This is a genomic window from Janthinobacterium rivuli, assembly GCF_009208735.1.
In the GTDB taxonomy this organism is placed as follows: Bacteria; Pseudomonadota; Gammaproteobacteria; order Burkholderiales; family Burkholderiaceae_D; genus Janthinobacterium.
This window is the reverse complement of record NZ_WFLJ01000011.1, coordinates 240,040-257,102: the sequence shown is the minus strand read 5'-3', so window position 1 is coordinate 257,102 and position 17,063 is coordinate 240,040. Positions and strand designations below refer to the sequence as shown.

The 17,063-nt window shown below is 53.8% G+C and carries 20 protein-coding genes; 18 read left to right on the top strand and 2 right to left on the bottom strand.

Annotated elements, in window-relative coordinates; translation table 11 throughout:
- Positions 1–294 precede the first annotated feature (294 nt).
- Positions 295–723 (top strand): hypothetical protein, encoded by a 429-nt coding sequence (locus GCN78_RS29375; RefSeq protein ID WP_193316767.1) that lies wholly within the window; start codon positions 295–297, stop codon positions 721–723.
- Positions 724–1,612: 889 nt separating this feature from the next.
- Positions 1,613–1,918, top strand: coding sequence for a cyclic-phosphate processing receiver domain-containing protein (locus GCN78_RS17060; protein ID WP_152252751.1), 306 nt, complete (start codon positions 1,613–1,615; stop codon positions 1,916–1,918).
- Positions 1,919–2,103: 185 nt separating this feature from the next.
- Here GCN78_RS17060 and GCN78_RS17055 read toward each other — a convergent pair whose 3' ends face one another.
- On the bottom strand, positions 2,104–2,514 hold the full coding sequence (locus GCN78_RS17055) for a hypothetical protein (RefSeq protein ID WP_413465214.1): 411 nt from the start codon (positions 2,512–2,514) through the stop codon (positions 2,104–2,106).
- 1,007 nt (positions 2,515–3,521) lie between these two features.
- Here GCN78_RS17055 and GCN78_RS17050 point away from each other — a divergent pair.
- Positions 3,522–4,355, top strand: a complete 834-nt coding sequence (locus tag GCN78_RS17050; protein WP_152252766.1) for a helix-turn-helix domain-containing protein — start codon at positions 3,522–3,524, stop codon at positions 4,353–4,355.
- 455 nt (positions 4,356–4,810) lie between these two features.
- Here GCN78_RS17050 and GCN78_RS17045 read toward each other — a convergent pair whose 3' ends face one another.
- A complete protein-coding gene (locus GCN78_RS17045; RefSeq protein ID WP_152252750.1) occupies positions 4,811–5,899 on the bottom strand; it encodes a DMT family transporter in 1,089 nt (362 codons plus the stop codon).
- A gap of 532 nt (positions 5,900–6,431) precedes the next feature.
- Here GCN78_RS17045 and GCN78_RS17040 point away from each other — a divergent pair.
- The 15 genes from GCN78_RS17040 to GCN78_RS16975 all read left to right on the top strand — a co-directional run bounded on the left by GCN78_RS17040 (position 6,432) and on the right by GCN78_RS16975 (position 17,052).
- Positions 6,432–7,409 carry a chromate resistance protein ChrB domain-containing protein gene (locus GCN78_RS17040; protein WP_152252749.1) on the top strand — a complete coding sequence of 326 codons (978 nt, stop codon included), beginning with the start codon at positions 6,432–6,434 and terminating at the stop codon, positions 7,407–7,409.
- 15 nt (positions 7,410–7,424) lie between these two features.
- Positions 7,425–8,618 (top strand): chromate transporter, encoded by a 1,194-nt coding sequence (locus tag GCN78_RS17035; protein ID WP_152252765.1) that lies wholly within the window; start codon positions 7,425–7,427, stop codon positions 8,616–8,618.
- A gap of 67 nt (positions 8,619–8,685) precedes the next feature.
- A complete protein-coding gene (locus tag GCN78_RS17030; RefSeq protein ID WP_152252748.1) occupies positions 8,686–9,135 on the top strand; it encodes a hypothetical protein in 450 nt (149 codons plus the stop codon).
- 9 nt (positions 9,136–9,144) lie between these two features.
- Positions 9,145–9,549 carry a hypothetical protein gene (locus GCN78_RS17025; protein WP_152252747.1) on the top strand — a complete coding sequence of 135 codons (405 nt, stop codon included), beginning with the start codon at positions 9,145–9,147 and terminating at the stop codon, positions 9,547–9,549.
- Positions 9,550–10,428: 879 nt separating this feature from the next.
- Positions 10,429–11,586 carry an alpha/beta hydrolase gene (locus tag GCN78_RS17020; RefSeq protein WP_152252746.1) on the top strand — a complete coding sequence of 386 codons (1,158 nt, stop codon included), beginning with the start codon at positions 10,429–10,431 and terminating at the stop codon, positions 11,584–11,586.
- Between the two features lie 324 nt (positions 11,587–11,910).
- Positions 11,911–12,123, top strand: coding sequence for a hypothetical protein (locus tag GCN78_RS17015; RefSeq protein WP_152252745.1), 213 nt, complete (start codon positions 11,911–11,913; stop codon positions 12,121–12,123).
- A gap of 14 nt (positions 12,124–12,137) precedes the next feature.
- Positions 12,138–12,338 carry a hypothetical protein gene (locus GCN78_RS17010; protein ID WP_152252744.1) on the top strand — a complete coding sequence of 67 codons (201 nt, stop codon included), beginning with the start codon at positions 12,138–12,140 and terminating at the stop codon, positions 12,336–12,338.
- Positions 12,339–12,442: 104 nt separating this feature from the next.
- Positions 12,443–12,790: a hypothetical protein gene (locus GCN78_RS17005; protein WP_152252743.1), complete on the top strand. Its 348-nt coding sequence runs from the start codon at positions 12,443–12,445 to the stop codon at positions 12,788–12,790.
- A gap of 648 nt (positions 12,791–13,438) precedes the next feature.
- Entirely contained in the window at positions 13,439–13,831 is a 393-nt protein-coding gene (locus GCN78_RS17000) for a hypothetical protein (protein WP_152252742.1), read from the top strand.
- Between the two features lie 135 nt (positions 13,832–13,966).
- A complete protein-coding gene (locus tag GCN78_RS16995) occupies positions 13,967–14,209 on the top strand; it encodes a hypothetical protein (protein ID WP_152252741.1) in 243 nt (80 codons plus the stop codon).
- A 74-nt stretch (positions 14,210–14,283) separates the two neighbouring features.
- On the top strand, positions 14,284–14,805 hold the full coding sequence (locus GCN78_RS16990) for a hypothetical protein (protein ID WP_152252740.1): 522 nt from the start codon (positions 14,284–14,286) through the stop codon (positions 14,803–14,805).
- Positions 14,806–14,826: 21 nt separating this feature from the next.
- Positions 14,827–15,141: a hypothetical protein gene (locus GCN78_RS16985; RefSeq protein ID WP_152252739.1), complete on the top strand. Its 315-nt coding sequence runs from the start codon at positions 14,827–14,829 to the stop codon at positions 15,139–15,141.
- A gap of 736 nt (positions 15,142–15,877) precedes the next feature.
- Positions 15,878–16,039 carry a hypothetical protein gene (locus tag GCN78_RS29370; protein WP_193316766.1) on the top strand — a complete coding sequence of 54 codons (162 nt, stop codon included), beginning with the start codon at positions 15,878–15,880 and terminating at the stop codon, positions 16,037–16,039.
- 298 nt (positions 16,040–16,337) lie between these two features.
- On the top strand, positions 16,338–16,571 hold the full coding sequence (locus GCN78_RS16980) for a hypothetical protein (protein WP_152252738.1): 234 nt from the start codon (positions 16,338–16,340) through the stop codon (positions 16,569–16,571).
- 91 nt (positions 16,572–16,662) lie between these two features.
- A complete protein-coding gene (locus GCN78_RS16975; protein WP_152252737.1) occupies positions 16,663–17,052 on the top strand; it encodes a hypothetical protein in 390 nt (129 codons plus the stop codon).
- Positions 17,053–17,063: the final 11 nt, after the last annotated feature.

Here is a 17,063-nt window from a genome sequence, read left to right as displayed (position 1 = left end):
CCTTACGACAAGTTGGAATACTTTCTGTTTTTTTGGGAGCGCAGCGGCTTAAGCATGGTCGAGCTAGCTGGAGCTATGTTCGACACATACGGCGTTGTTTATCACGACGCTTAATCGGCTGCGGTGGCATATGTCGAATGCGTCAGATCTATGTCTGCTTCGGGGCGGATTCAGCCTGCCGACGCAGCCGCTAGATTTTCACCCTGACAACCTGCTATGCTGGCCCGAACGGCTGGGTTCGGCCAAAACCGGACATACGCGACTGTATTCACCCCAAATTCATTAACGAAATTGATGACAACAATTCTTCAAGACGTAGTCGATACGGCGAAGCGCGCCGTAGAAACCTTTCATGACCGGTCAGGCGGCCGTCTGGATTTCTCTGAGAACAGCCTTTCAATCGTGGAAGAGATGCTGGCAGAAGCTTCGGGCTACATCGATGAAATGTCCCAGTTCGAGACTTCAAGTTTAGTTAAGCTCTTTGGTTGCTACGTCCTTGAGGTTGCACGCACCCGGTACGGCGGTGAGTACGAGTGGCTCGACGAGGAGCGAGGCCCCGTGCTTGTTGTCGGCGAACCTGAGACGCACATTGCCATTGCTACCTGGGCAAGAATACGTAGTCGGTTGAGCGGTGACCCGGCCGATAACATCCCGTTTTTCTACCGAGGTTTTTCCGACATGGCCAGTACGCTACCAAATGGAAAACGCACGCTGTTCGTCTGATTCAGCTGGGTTTGACGGTCCGCAATGGGGCGGAAGCGGACGGTGCCATTGGGGTAAATCACTGCAGGTACCTACGGCACACATGATCCATCGTTCTTGGCTGATGAAAATCCGATGGAGCGCCTGAGGGGCCCGGGCGCCCTACCAGACGCTTGCTGTGCGATCTCGCGGCTGCCTGATCCACCGACGAGGCCGGGTCTGGCCTGTCTATCTCCCCTGCCCTGTACAGGCTCCTACCGCCTGCTAGCAAAAGCAGGCCTTCCCTAGCCATAACTGCCGGCGAAGGATCGTTTATCCAATCGAGGCAGCAGCGATTACCTGCTGCACCGGTGTAACTGGATACGGCCACATCAGTTCAATCACGGATTGGCACCGGCCGTCGCCGAAGAAAAACTTAACGTAGTGTCCGGGATGGGTTGACCACTACAGTGCGTGCATACATGGGGGCGGGCAAAGGTATTTTTGAGCATGAAGATCCGAAGTATTTTGAATTTCTAAAGACTGAGATCCTTCCGCCAGCAAGCGGTGAATGGTAGAACCTTGGCTTGCCTTCGATAAGCGCGGCTTTTCTTCCAACAGCTAGGTCCGCTTCGGGGCGGAAGCGGACGGTGCCATTGAATCGCCGCCAGTAGCTTTGACTTTCCAGGTCCATGGTTCTTGAAAGATGAAAAACCGATGAATCGTGTTGGGCATGGACACCCTGCCAGACTCTTGGTGCGCGATAGCTGCCTGATCAAACGACGAGATCGGGTCTGGCCTGTCTATGTCCCCTGCCCTGCAGAGGCTCCTGTCGCGCTCAAGCCAAAGGCTGTCCAAACTTCGGAGCATTCGCGCAGGGTATTATTGGCACGGAAGAAATATTCATCAAATTATCCAAGGGAGCGAAGGAATGAAGGTTTATCTCGATGATGAGCGAAGTACGCCGGAGGGTTGGACCCGAGTATATTGGCCTGACGAGGCAGTAGCAATACTTGCCGCCGGTGAGGTTGCCGAGATTAGTCTTGACCATGATCTTGGGGATGACGAGCGCGGCATCGGCTATGACGTCATTCTGTGGATTGAGGAAGCGGTCGCGTTGCGCGGTTTTAGTCCTCCAATTATCTTCGTTCATTCGGCCAACAGCTCCGCACGTGAGAAGATGGAGGCAGGAATCGCTGCGATCCGCCGGTTGGTTATCGAGCGTAAAGTCAGTTGACGTCCAAGAGCAGACACTTGGTTTGCGTATGTGAAGCGCATTCTATAGGGGACATTTCATGACGGAAGTGCACATTATCCTGACTAGAAAAGAAGTACTGATTTCTAGGAAACCATATTCGTCTTGGCGCGAAATTCAAGATGAGTATGATGACTACATGACTTCACTTGGCCCTTGGGATACCGCTACTGCCACATCGTGGCTGGACCAAGAATACAGCGGTCTTTCACCTTCGGTGTTCTTTTGCGCGCCGAATTGCCCCACTCTGCTTGACCCTCCCTCCATTGCCTGGCGAACGCCGCGCCCCTGTCGTAAGACCCCTTGAATCCCAATTCCGTTAGATCCTCGTGAAGCTGTTTTAGGCTGCGCCGTTGCTTGCGTGATTTGGCAGCCTCGGTCTTGAGCCAGCCTGCGAGGTGAAAAGCGTATGGGTCGATGGCGCTGGACGATTGGTGCTCCGCATAGGCGGGCTCGGTTGTCTCCGAGAGCAGGTAGCGCCGGACGGTGTTGCGCGAAATGTCGAGGCGCTTCGCGATTTCCCTCAATGAGACTCGGTCGCAAAGATGCCAGCGCCTAATAATTCCTAGTAATGCCACGTCAATCACTCCGATCCACTACTTATTCAGATAAGTAGGATTGCGTGCTAAACGTGGGTCAATTTTCGATGCAAATTATGTGGCTAAGTGGGTCAGTTTTCGGTGCAAATCAACAGATTCAGTCCTTAATGCTGATTTTCTCGATAATACGAAGTGGTTTTGGCGGATTCGCCTCCCCGTCGAAGTCGGCAAGAGTGAGACCATGCTTACGCAAAATCGAGAGAATCATTATTCGGGCGTTCACTACGTCGCAACGCCGAGCTACCTCTGCTTTCGTTCGAAGGTCTGCGATTCCTGCCTGATATTGCTTATGTGAAGTAAACATTTAACAAACCTTTCAGGTCAACAACCAGGAAAATTGACTGTACAAAATATCAACCTAATTGATCTTGCCCTCGTATAAGCGGACACAGCCTAGCCTCTAATTAGCGCTCGATTCCAGTTACCAAGTTCATTTGGTATTCCAAGATTCGCAATCTCGACCCCGGATACGGGAATAAAAGTACACCCGGCAGATAATTCCTCGGCAGCCTGTTCGGGGGAAGGGTAACTGCCGAGACTCTCTTCATTAAAGATTGCGTGAAATAGTCTATTCTTGGGGTTTTGATCTATTCGAGCCACCCCCTTGTCAGTTTGAAAAGTGTATAGCGTTTGCATACTCCCTCCCTTCTCATTTCGATCAAAATTCATAACTTCAGACTCCACCACGTAAAGATTTACTCAAATAATATCCATTTTTACTCCATCAAATCTAACAAATAGTTACAACCAACAAAAAAATATAGACGCGGTGCAAACTCAGACAGATCCGTTCAACGATAGCTTGGGCTAAAGCCAAGCCAGCCCCAAGACATTTGTAGGTATTCCCTCACATATGATCCCATGCATTCACTACAAGCGATTGTGGCAATATCTTATATTTTAAAAAGAGACCCTACGCATATACTGGACTACGCGAAATTATAGAAAAGTAAATACAGACAACACGTCCCCTAGAGAGAAAAATGATGGATGAGACATTCCCCACAATAAATCTCTTAAGAGAAACGAATTCCCCCTCATCCTGCACTTGTTCGAAATGCAGCTCAAGGAGTAGGTGTCTTCCTAGTAGTTTGAACGAGCGACACGTAAGCCAACTCGATAGAATGATTGGCAAACGTCGTTCAGTAGAACGAAACTCAATGCTCTTTCGTATTGGTGACCCGTTTCGCAGCCTGCACATTATCCATTGTGGTCAATTCATGACCTTTCAGGAGAGCGCCAGAGGAAAACAGAATGTTCTTGGCTTTCATATGACCGGCGAGATACTCGGACTGGGCGCGATTAGTACCGGCTTTCAAGACAACAATGCGTTGGCTCTTGAAGACAGTAATGTATGTGAAATTCCCTTCCGATACCTGGAAGAAATCTGCGCCGAAGTCCCGCCCCTGCAACAACACTTCCATAGGATACTAAGCAAAGAGATTACTCGGCAACAGGGCATAAAAAGGATGTTGGGCGCCAGAGCAGAACAACGCTTAGCCATTTTCCTACTTGATTTGTCGCTCCGTTATGCGGGAAGAGGATTCTCTGGCATGCAGTTCCAATTGCTCATGTCTCGTGAACTAATAGGCAGTTACGTCGGACTAACAATGGAAAGTATCAGCCGTCTGATGTCAGAGTTCAGGAAAAAGGGCTGGATTACCATAGATGGTAAGGATATACACATCTGCAACTACGGAGCGATCAAGGCGCTAGCAAACGACAACGACCTGGAAGTATCGACTAACGAAACGCCTCCTGCATCCAACATCACGCACATTCACTCGGCGCAATCAAGAAGGACTATTGTTCGCGGATAAACTTGCTAATCTCGGTTCACAGTTCTTGCCGCCGCGTAAATCGAACCTCGCATTCATGGCGAGGTTCGAGCAGAGCTAGTGACCCGGAATGATGCGACGTCCACTATCGTGCATGTTCTAGGCGATGCGTGGCCGCCTTGACAATAGCCGCGCGCGCAGCTGCGTCCCTGTCCGGGTAGAACCGGTAACCGCCGGCGAAAGATGGTTTATCCGATCGAGGCGGCTACAGAGCACCTGCTTTTGCGCGCGATTGCGGCGCAGTTGGCTACGATAAATTAGCCCGTCTTCTCCTTCGTGCGCTCAGCCACGCTCTGGTGGTGGACTGGTCATCGTGAGCCTCCCAGCCCGTCCAATTGCGAAGAGCAGTATTTTGAGTGCCTGAAGAGCGTCTAGCGAACTCGTGGCGATTCACAAATAATGATGTTTTACAGGCTGATTGGACTTTTTGGCAGAAGTCATAAATGATCGTGCCGATGATGAATGTCGGGATAATGGGGGTGTGCATGGCGCAGCGGCACATGTTGATGGGCGTGCACATGCGGCTCCTTGCCGTCCCAGCCATCCTCGTGGGTATGCTGGTGATGGGCGTCGTGGCAGTGCGCATGCGTGTGGAACAGCGGCTCGTGCTCATGATCGTGCTCGTGCGCTTCCGTCAAATGCAGCCAGATCCCTGCGGCCATCAGCGCTGCGGCTAGCAAGAACAGCAGGCCGGGTATCTCGCCCAGCATGAACAGCGAGATGACCGCCCCGACAAACGGTGCCGCCGAGAAATAGGCACCCGTGCGTGCCGTTCCCAGGTGACGCAATGCCAGCACGAACATCACTAGGCTCAAACCATAACCGCAAAAACCGACCAGGCCGGCGCTCAGGGAGATGCTAACACTGGGCAAGGTGTAACCGAGGGCCAGGGCGATTGCCAGATTGACGGAGCCGGCCACGAGGCCCTTCAAGGCGGCAATCTGCAAGGCGTCGCTGGCCGACACCTTGCGCGTCAGGTTGTTGTCAATGCCCCAGCACAGGCAGGCGCCGACAATGGCGATCGCGCCCCAGGGTACGCCAAGCTTGGGCACTTGTTCCCACGACAGCAGGACGCCGGCGGTGACGATCAGCAGCATGCCGATGAAAATGCGGAGGTCGAAATTTTCCTTGAAGACGAACCAGGCCAACAGCGCCGTGAGCACGCCTTCTATATTGAGCAGCAGCGAGGCCGACGAGGCGGGCGTGAGCGTCAGGCCAAACATCAGCAAGACCGGCCCCGCAATCCCGCCAAAGGCGATCGCCCCTGCGAGCCAGGGTAGATCCGCTCCCGTGAGCGTGGCGGGTTTGTCCTGATTGTTGCGGGTGAGCACCGCGCGCACCAGGAAGCAGGCCAGCAGGCCCAGTCCGCTGCCCAGGTACAGGATGCCGGCCAGGGTCACCGGGGCGACCTGCCCTACCAGCGTTTTGGCAAAGGGCGTGCTGGCGCCAAACAGGGCTGCCGCCAGCAAGGCGTACACGACGCCCTGATGCACACCCTGCCCGGGTGAAGATGATGAAGATGCCATGCTTTCGTAACGTGTTTTCTACCTTGGCTGCCAGTATGCACGATCTAGCACACGCTGGCAGCGCGCCCCTCATTGCGGCCCGGTGAAGGGCCGCATGGTGGTTTACTTGGCGACCAGCTCGGCCTTGACTGTGTTCTTGTCCGCAAAGGTGATGCAGGCCTGGGCTCGGGTGACCACAATAACCGGACGGGCTTCAAAGCCTTCTTTCGTGCGCACAAAGACGTAAGCCTGCGTACCCTCATGCGCCAATGCCGCCATCCTGGTCGAGCTGGCCGATATACGCCATCTCATGTGCCAGGCGAACGCTGCTCCCCGTCCATGCGCCACTATTCGTCATGAACATGACGAATAGTAAAAGAGCAAGGTAATGCGGGGAATGACTTACGCATGCCGGGAATGTATTACGCCGGCCCAGACTTGGCGGGTGCTACGTGTGAAGTTGGAAATAGCGGGCCAACAGATTAAAAAACACAAGCAAGTAATTTACTCTACATATCTTGTAAATATTATTACGAAATTGTATGCTGTATCCATGAAAACCAATCCTTCCAATTGGCTATTGCTCATCGTGAGCCTGCCGACCGATAGCGCGACCGCCAGGATGCGCATCTGGCGTGCCCTGAAAAGCCTGGGGTGCGGCGCCTTGCGCGACGGTGCCTACCTGCTGCCCGACCGAGCCGACCAACAGCAACAGCTGAGCGACCTCGCGGCGGAAACCCTACGTGAAGGTGGCAACGCCTGGCTATTGACGGTGCAAGCCCAATCTACCGCCGATAACGAAGCGTATTGCAGCCTGTTTGACCGCAGCGCCGAAATGACCCAGTTTGTCGAGGGTCTGACGCGCGTACGCCGCACGCTGGATAGCCTTACGCCAGCAGACATCAACCGTGCCCTGCGCAAGCTACGACGCGAATACGACGCCCTGTGCGCCACCGACTACTTCCCGGCACAGGCCAGCGCTGCTGCCCAGGCAGCCTGGATGGACTTTATCCATGTGGCCGAAGCCCTCCTGTCGCCCGGCGAGCCGCAGGCCATCAACGCAGCTATCGTGCTGCTCGATGCCGCTACCTTTCAGGGGCGCCTTTGGGCAACACGCCGCCATTTGTGGGTGGACCGGGTGGCCAGCGCATGGCTGATCCAGCGGTTTATCGATCATCAAGCCCGCTTTGCCTGGGTGGATACACCAGCCGACTGCCCTCCGGAGGCACTGGGATTCGATTTCGACCAGGCCCGCTTTACCCATGTGGGCGACCGCGTGACGTTTGAAGTGCTGGTGGCCAGCTTCGGACTGGGCGACGATACCGGCCTCCTGCGTCTTGGCGCTATGGTGCATGCGCTCGACGTGGGTGGCACCTTTGTGCCGGAAGCGAGCGGCTTCGAAGCCATGCTCAGTGGCGCGCGTCAACGCGCCAGGGACGACGACCAGTTGCTGCAAGAGATCAGCCTGGTGCTCGATGCCTTGTACCAGCATTTTTCCACTGAATCGAAGCTTGCGCCATCGCCGACATAAGGATTCCCCATGAAGATGACAGACGCCCAGCCAGCCCGTGTCAGCTACACGCTATGGCAGATGATCGTGTACATGCTGCGGCTGGGCAGCCTGGGCTTTGGCGGCCCAATCGCGCTGGTCGGCTATATGCACCGCGACCTGGTCGAACAGCGCGGCTGGATCACGGAGGCCGACTACAAGGAAGGCCTGGCGCTGGCGCAGCTCGCGCCGGGCCCGCTTGCCGCCCAGCTGGGCATCTACATGGGTTACGTCCATTACCGGCTGCTCGGCGCCACCCTGGCCGGCCTGGCGTTCGTGCTGCCGTCGTTTTTCATGGTCGTCGCGCTGGGCTGGGCGTACATGCGCTTTGGCGGCCTATCCTGGATGCAGGCCGTGTTTTATGGTGTAGGTGCGGCGGTGATCGGTATCATTGCCATCAGCGCCAGGAAGCTGACGATCAAGAGTATTGGCAAGGATAAATTGCTGTGGGCAATCTACCTGCTGCTCGCCAGCGTGACCATCGTCACCGAATCCGAAGTAGCTTGGCTGTTTATCGCGGCCGGCGTACTGGTGTGGCTGGTGCGCGCCCCGCCAAAGGGGCTCGTGAAAGGAGGTGGATTGCATGCGATCGGCATGGCGCAGTTGCCAGCGGCACCAGGCATTTGGGGCGTAGTGGACGTGTCGCAGTTGACGCAGATCGGCATCTTCTTTGCCGAAGCGGGCGCCTTTGTGTTCGGTTCAGGCCTGGCCATTGTGCCGTTCCTGTATGGCGGCGTCGTCACCGAGCACCATTGGCTGACCGACAGGCAGTTTGTGGACGCCGTCGCCGTTGCCATGATCACTCCGGGGCCCGTCGTCATCACAGTTGGCTTTATCGGCTATCTGATCGCCGGTTTCCCGGGCGCCGCCGTGGCGGCCATGGCCACCTTCATCCCCTGCTACCTATTTACCGTGATTCCGGCACCCTACTTTAAAAAATACGGCAAGCTGCCGGGCGTGCTGGCCTTCGTCGATGGCATCACTGCCGCAGCCATCGGTGCCATCACCGGGTCGGTGATCGTCATCGCCAAGCGCTCGATCATGGACATCCCGACGGCCTTGATCGCCGTGGCCGCCATGGTGCTGTTGTGGAAGTTTAAAAAGTTGCCGGAACCCGTCGTCGTGGCCACCGCTGCCGTGGCAGGTTTGCTGATTTATCCACTGCGCACTGCTGCATCACTAACCGGATGAAACGGCAAGCTAACGGTGAGATTTCTTGAGGTTCTACACCTCTCTTTTCGTATGCCATACTTGAACGATGAAACCAGCTGACTTCAAAACTATTGTAGAACGTTGCTCGACTTTAGGCTTAACAATCTCGGAGGCCCAAGGCATGGCCCACGCAGGGGAAGGCTTTGGCCCATTAACTCTTCCACATGTGCTTGGTCTAAACCCGATCACCTTAGCCCCCTTGAAGCCCCGAAAGTGGCTTTGGATGGCAGCGCAGACATGCAGCGTAAGCTACCGAAAAACACTCACGCCAGAAACTTTGCTTAGTATTCTGACGACCGGTGATGTACCTAAAGAAAATGTTTCCAATATCGTACATTTCCTTCAAGAGGCGCCGGTTCAAAATGTAGTGATGGCTGTGGATCAAGCTGCGCAACAGAGTGGATTACCTGCGGAATTTCTATGGCGAAACCTGGCGTTGATAGCTGCAATTTGGCAGTGCTATCGCCTGTTCCCGTTACCCCTTCACAAATGTTAAGAGTAAAAAATGACATACCGCCCGGCATCTGATCCAAAAATTCATGAGCTTGTGTCCGCTCTGTACACGGAAAGGTGGGCGAGTTCTGCCAGCAAGATTGAACAACTGGTGGCAATTTCCGACGCCTGGAAAATCTGCGAGCTTCTTACTTCCAGTGAGGGGTGGAGAGAGCGGGTCGTCGCAGCAAAAATTATTGCCGCATTCGATTTCATCGATCTCGTCACACCCTTGATCAGTACATTTATTGGCCGTGCCGAGTCGAACACCCTTCGTGCTTTTGTCAAGCTGATCATTACTACTGCAATGCCGGATACCAAGCACAAACTCCTTGAGGAACTTCGTGCTTGCTGTCCCGATACATCGTATGGCAGACACATGATCAAGGTGATTGATGATGCCTCGGATGCAGTTTAGAAACTTTGCAGCTACCAGGCTTTGCCGCATGATCGAACGACCGCTCCGGGGCGGAAGCGGACGGTGCCATTGAATCGCCACCAGTAGCTTAGACTATCCTGATCCATGGTTCTCGGACGATGAAAAACCGATGGATCGTATTGAGCCCCTGGCCGCCCTGCCAAACTCCTGGTGTGCGATCTCATATCTGCCTGATCCAACGACGAGATCGGGTCTGGGTCTATCCCCCCTGCCATGCAGAGACTCCTGCCGCGTTCAAGCAAGAGCTGGCCTTCCATTGCCATAACGGACGGCCAAGGATGTCGTATCCCGTCGAATCCGCGGCAGAGTACCTGCTTCTTAGCGCTATAGCGGCACTGGCCCATCATTTGCATGAGGCGATCGATGAGGGCAAGGATTTTACGCGCTGACGGTGAAGTTCTCATCACGTGCGTCCTAGCATGCGCCTGCGGCATCACGCCGAAACAGAAGCTTACTTTGGCCATCTAATCCCTGTTGTTGCTGCGCTCTAAGAACGGGACTTTGCCCGTTTAGGGCAGAGTGCTGCATCCGGAGGTTGGATCCGCTGGCGTCGCCCGCCAATTGCAGTGGCCGGCAAGAATGGCCACCGGCAGAGCTCGGTCGATGGCCTGCTTCCATCTGGGAACTATCCTTCTGTTGCTCGCGGAGGGCGACCGCCGGGAGCAAAGGTGTGCGTGGACCTTCTGGCAGGCCGCGCAAGCGGCCCTTGAACCAAAAGGAACCAAGCGGCTTAGAAATCAGAAAATGACGGGCCGAATGCATTTCTGGCTACGGGATTAAAAAGTTATACAATGTGCAAGCGCGGGCGGTCCCGCAGATGCGTTCAACTTACACGCCAACAACAAGAAGGGGAATTCAATGAAACATGCATTCGCGCTGCGTAAATGCTGCGTCGTTGTCGTTTTCGCGATCGCCGGTTGCACCACCATAGTAGCGCCTCCGCCACCGCCACCACCCGCGCCATCCCCGGTGGAAATGCAGCCACCGCCGCCGCCCGTACCTGTCACCGTCCCCCCTGTTGAGGCCGGTCCGGCAACTGCCGGTTCACCCTACTTTTACAAGCTCTGGTATGCGACCAATCGAGTCCCGGTCACCGCTCAGGGCCAGGTCGTCGACTACTCGGCAAAATGGGACAATAAAGCAGTCCACTATGGCAGCCTGTACGCTGAGATTCCCGCCGATTATCTTGAAAAACAGGCCAGCATGGGATTTTTCGCGCGGCTGTTCCGTACTTCGGAAGCTAAGCTGCGGCTAACCAAGCCGAACAGCGTTAGCGCAGAAACACTCGCTGCCGAGATTAGAAAAGAAGTGATGAGCCAAGGGCCGGATGAGCGCCACGTTCTGATTTATCTACACGGGTTTAACACGACCTATAAGGAAGCTGCGCAACGCGCGGCCAGCATTGGCTATCAATTGAAGATTCCGACCACGGCGTTTTTCAGCTGGCCGTCGCAAGGGGGTCTGTTCAAGTACCTCATCGACAAGGATATGGCCAATCTGAGCGAGGACAGCATTGCCGACTTCATTCTCCAGGTTGCAGAGCAATCGCATGCCACTAAGGTCCATCTTATTGCCCACAGCATGGGTAACTACGCGCTCCTGGGGGCAATGTATCGTCCGAAGATGCAGCAGGCAATCCGGAACGGTTTGCGCTTCGGGCAAATCATCTTGGCTGCCCCCGATGTGGATACCTCACGTTTCAAGAAGGACGCAGGGATGTTCACGTCGATTGCCGATCGGGTTTCGCTCTACGTGTCCGATGGCGACCAAGCGTTGAGATGGTCGAAAAAGATCGCCCCTGGGCAGGATAGAGCCGGACTGCGCCCGCCAGTCGTCATTGTCAAAAACATCGACACCATTGACGTCAGCACTACGAATTTGACAGCCTTGGGACACGCGTTTGTAAGTGCCGAAGTGGCTGTGCTAAACGACATGCATAGCCTGGTCATGCATAACGAAGCGCCTCAAAAGCGTGCTTTCGTAATACAAAAGGCAGATTATTGGGAGCTTAAATAGGAGCTACACCGGCTACTGGCCCAGCGGCCAACGGCGCAAGTCCTTCACCTGTCCACAAGTCAAGTGATGGGCCCGTTTGCATTTTCGGCTACGCGACGGCGACGGTATTGCGGAGGCGTGGTCTGCTCGATGGCGATGAGCTTTCGAAAGCTGGTTCCGAAGTGCTCGCGGAAGCGAAGAAGCAACCCCGAGCAGATTAACAAACTTAACCCAGAAAATGCGCTCTGCTGGCGTCCGACAGCCGACCGGTATCGGCACCGAGGAATATAAACTAGCGCCGCCCCGGCGCCCGCCCCGGCCGGAAGCCGAACAACGAGAGAAATAATGCAAGGCGATATCCCTGAAGAGAAGTACCGTACTAAGAAGACGCGCAAGGTTATTCAAATGGCACCTGTTCAACGCCCCATTATCGATCAGGTGTATCGAGTGGAATCGGTCGATGTGCAGGTTTTCGCACTGTGCGATGACGGAACTATGTGGTCCCGGCGTACCGGCCAAGACGAGTGGTTGGAGATCCCGAACGTTCCCCAACCTTGACCACGGAAAAGATCATGCGCCAGGACCAGACAATTGAAATCTATCATCGTGCCGTACATCCGGCCATGGGCGAAGAACAGGGCGCGCAATGGTGGGCCGATGTTAGCACCGAATTGGACGCCGTGATCGCAGCGCCGGACACCGCGACGGCCGCTCTTGTCATCGCCTGGTATATGACGACTGGCGCATGGTCGGCCAGACCCCGAAGCGCGTAGCCGGGCGTATTCGCCGCCAGGCTGCACGCGTTTTAAACGCTTGAACAAACACGCGCCCTGGTGCGCCCGATAGCTGGCCGGTAGCCATGCAAAATAGGATAAACATGAAAAAGCTCTGTTTCGTTCAGATTGCAGACTTGTTGAATACGTGCGCGTTTGCTCAAACGCCGTCGCGTACCGCCATCCCAAAGGTTGTAAAAGATGGCTTCCCAGGCTATGTGGAAATGGTAGGGTCGGCTATTAAAGTTGTACCTTATGTTGCAGGCATAAAGCCTGATGGCAAGCTCGTAACTAGCGAAGTTTGGCATGGAACAGCGGTGCTCAAATCCATTGAAAACAAATGCATGAAGATTGTACGAACGGATTTTTCGCTTTCAGAAAAATCTGGACTGCAATTGCCAAAATTTGTTGAGCAAAAAATCGAAATTTCTTGTCCAGATAAGCCCTGGTAAAGACGAATTAGCCGCTCAAGTAAATGCTTCTTGGTGGTGCTTGATGTTTTAGGCAGGCCAAGTTTTAAAGCGCGCGGACAATCGCGTATCCATCAGTGTCTGGTTCACAAGGAAAACGCCCTCAGGTGCGTCCCACAGCAGCACCCACGGCCGCGCACGACGCGGCCTGGCGTAATGAGAAGGTCAGTACCGTGCTGGCCAGCGAGGAGAAATTATGAATGCACCGTGCACGGGTGAGTTGTTGGAATGTGCATCTTTCCTGAATACCATGGCAGGAGAATGCTGTGCAGAATGTGGCCTCCAACGAGTTCCAAAGGAATACGCGGACTATCTCGTTGAGCAGGGCTACTATGAGCTTGACTCGAAGGTACCAGAGAAACCCCTGACGAAGCCGAAATGTAAGCACAAAATTTGAGACCTGAAATCGATAGGAAAGTAATGGCCTTGGCCTGCGCAGCGCCGAGGTGGACTTGAAGGGACGACGTGACCAAGCCGCGATCAACTAAGGAGCCCGATATAATGTACACCCTGGAGAGCCTGGCTACAGCCGAGACAAACCTCAAACACTGGAACGATACCTTGTTAGTTGAGGGCTTACTGCTTTCCCGTAAGCGCTAAATTTTTCACATAAAAAGATATTGGAAAGTTATGGGTGAAAGTGAATCCAGATGTTTAATGAAAATTGAATGGACGATAGCGCTTCCACAGTCTGGGGATGTTCCCGTTTGGGTGTCCGTCGCCAAACTGGAGCGCGAATGGCAGCGCAGCAAGAATGAATACATTGGAGCTGGCGGTGATAGTGCAATGCCTGGGAAGTACGAAAATTTTGGGAAATGGATAATTTCAGCGAGCCATGTGGAGATGCCGGAAGTGTGCATCGTCGACGGCTTTGTGCGGTTTAGTAACGGCCGACATCGCTTTGCTTGGCTGCGAGATCACGGCATGACTACATTGCAGGTCAGTATTCAACCATCCGATGTGACTTCTTTTGAGACGAAGTTCAGCTCTCAAGACCAAACTTCTCAATGGTTCAAAAGCTAGCAAGGAAAACGCACCCCAGCAGCATCCACGGCCGCGCAAGACGCGGCCGGGTGCATCGAGAAGACCAGCGCGGTGTAGGCCAGCGAGAAAATCCTATCACTCTCCTCGATTCTTAAACACTCAACCAAGGACATTATGTCGACCTACAAAGGCACCATCGAGATCGAAGCGGTAGATATCCCTACCATGGCCAGGATGTCAGATGACGAGTATCAGAAATTCCTCGAGACCAATGGCCTGTTCTGGATTGATCATCATGATATTTTAAGATCTGCTGTAGCGGAGCATCCCCTTGCCACGCGCCAGTCTCAACTCGATATTCTCATCAGAGCTTTACAACGCTGCCGTGAGCGCATGCGCGAGGACAATCCGTACTAACCCGTTTTCTAGATAGTGTGGTGCGATGTGCGTATCGCAGGGGGCAACGAATACTGACCACGGAAAACGATAGCGTGACTCCGACCAATAGCATGCACAGCATCTGTGATTTCCCTCGACAGTTCTATCACGGCAGCAGCGAACTGTTTACGCAATTTGAATACCGGCGCTGCGCGTCCAATCCTATCTTTGGGCGCGGCATTTATCTGACGCAGGAACATGAAGTTGCTCGCTGTTACTACAGGCCAGGCGGTGCAATCTATAGGGTTGAAGTCAATGCGGACCCACGCTACACCATCAACCTTGAAACGACGATTGCCGATCAGAGTGATGAGGCCAGGTTACGGATTCAATTTCTGTTAGGGGAAGCCGGGAAGCAAATGCCACCGCAAACTACCAAAGCGTGGGATGCGCTCAACTCTGTTCTCGACGTCATGACGTTGAATCAACGCAATTTCCGGTTAGGTGCTCTTGGCGTCTGGATGATCTATGGTCATATGCCTGCAAGTTGCCACTCAGGGAGGTGCGATAACGGCGTCCATTACGTTTTGCTACGCGAATCGACAGTGTCATCGCTCGCGCCTATAAATATTTGATCGAAATCTCAAGGAAAACAGATGATGAAGATTAAAGAAGATTTCGCTCCACCTGGTAAAGACTACTTGCCAAAGCTCTCGATCAACATGGACGACGTACCACAAGGGGATCGTGACGAGATCGCAGGGATGCTCCGAGGCCTCAAGGTTGCACTCGAAGGGTTTAAAAGTATCTCTGGGATCACCAATGACCTCTTCGATGACAACGGCTCCGTAATTCTGGAATTCGAATCGGTCGATAACGCTCGATATTTCAAGGAGTGCGTTCACTACTACTTCGATGGTGGGATCCTCGAAGCATTGAAAGTCAAGCGTCGAGTTCGACGGTTAGCCTAATCACCAAGGAAAACGCCCAGCATTACCCACGCCGGCCATGAGCCGGCAATTCCAGTGAGAGGGTCGGCATGGTGCCGGCTACGAGGAAAGCGCCACATGCGCCTGCGACGGCCGGCTGCCGGAATGGAAAAATTTTAATGTCACACTTTATGTCCGCAGTGGAAGCAAACGCTCTCACACTTAAAGCCCGTAACGCCATTGTGCAGGGAGTGCTTTCCGCCTTGAATGATGCCTTGGCGAAGATCGAAAGCGAAGCTCTGCAAGGAAAGAACTCTACGTTTTTTGAGGGTTATGGGGGGGCGGTCAAGCTCCCTCAGTTAATCTTGGAGCTTCAAGCGTTGGGGTACTTTGTGAACGACGTAAGTAACAAACCAACTGGGACCGGCATTAGCAAGTACCTTAACCGGTCAATTACAGTCAGCTGGTAGTCATCAAGGAAATTCTATGTCTTGTCCAGACCGCTACACTAAGTGCCCGTTGACGCCACCAAGCGCGAAAAATTGCAAGTATCTAGACTCTGCCGGCCTAGCTCGTATTCAAATTCGGAAGGATTGCTTAAACGCTAAACAGGCGGGTACCGATGGAGAAGAAATAGGTGGTGTGACGGGTCTTGGTAAGCCTGGTACAAAAAAGCCGTTTGGCTTATAGGAAAACGTACGCCAAGCACCTACGGCCGCACATGATGCGGCCTAGTGCATAGAGAAGGCCAACGCCGTGTTGGCAATGAAGGAAAAATATGGATATCAAACGAGATTTGGAGCGTGCCCTTCGAGATCTGCAAGCGGCCAAAGCAGCAATAGCCGGCGAGCTGGAGAAGGGAGGGAATCTCCCTCACGCATATGCGAAGCTTAGCGATGCCGAGCGAAAAATTAAGGACGCTATCCGCAGCTGCGACTAACGGAAATTACCGCGCTGCCTCGCGCACCGTACCGGCCGGCAACCGGGGATTGAAAGGCCGCCTTGAGAGCGGATAAATATGCACTCGATTCAGCCCTATGCCGGAACTAAGGAAATCTCGTGGCGATCGGATTTTTGATTTTGACATTAGCAGCCTCAACAATTGGCGGGCTCTACGTCGGGAGGAAGTCTTGTAGTGTCAAGCTGGGTGTAGTCGGCGCAGCGTGGACTTTTTTTGCAAGCGGCGGCCTGTACATTTTGCTAAGTATATTCAACACGTAAAATTTCGGAAACACAGTATGGATGAGTTACAGCGCCTCGTTACCGAATTGGAGATGATGGTGTTACGCGAGGTAACGGGACATGACGCAGATACGGCCGCTATGTGGGCCGAGGAACTTGTCGACGAGGCCTTTGCAGAGCAACCGCGACTGCCTCTCCTTCGTATTTATGTTAATGAGATCGAGAAAAAAGCAACGCGCGCTCGCGCTCTAAGAGACCTGATTGAATCCGTCCGGCAGGCGATTGTTTAGGTAGGAGAATCGCCCATAGCAGTTCCAGAGCCGCGCTAGACGCGGCTAGTGCTATGAGAAGGCCAGCGCGGTGCTGGCAAGAGAGGAAATTATGACTACAAGAAGCGAAGCGTTTAAGGGTGCAGAACATGCTGCACGCAACAAAGATGGTAGCACCGAAAAACGTTGGACGATTCAATATGAAATGGAGTGTCAGGGCTTCAAATACGACTCTTCTAAGGGCGACTCCGATCTGGAGAATGCTTACACCCCCATGAAAATCGATATCTATCAAAGCAACGTCGACCCGACGAAGTATTTGTCGGTCGAAGCCGGTGCATCGGTTGCAAATATCAAAGTACCGGATACGGACTACGTTGGAGTCCGTAGTTGGAAGGTTAATGTGGACCTGACATCCAACCCTTTCGCGCTCGATTCCAGAGCGGCACAAGCGGAAATCCGCAACCACGGGTTTTACATTCACGGCGTCTCCACGCGCTAAGATGATACTAG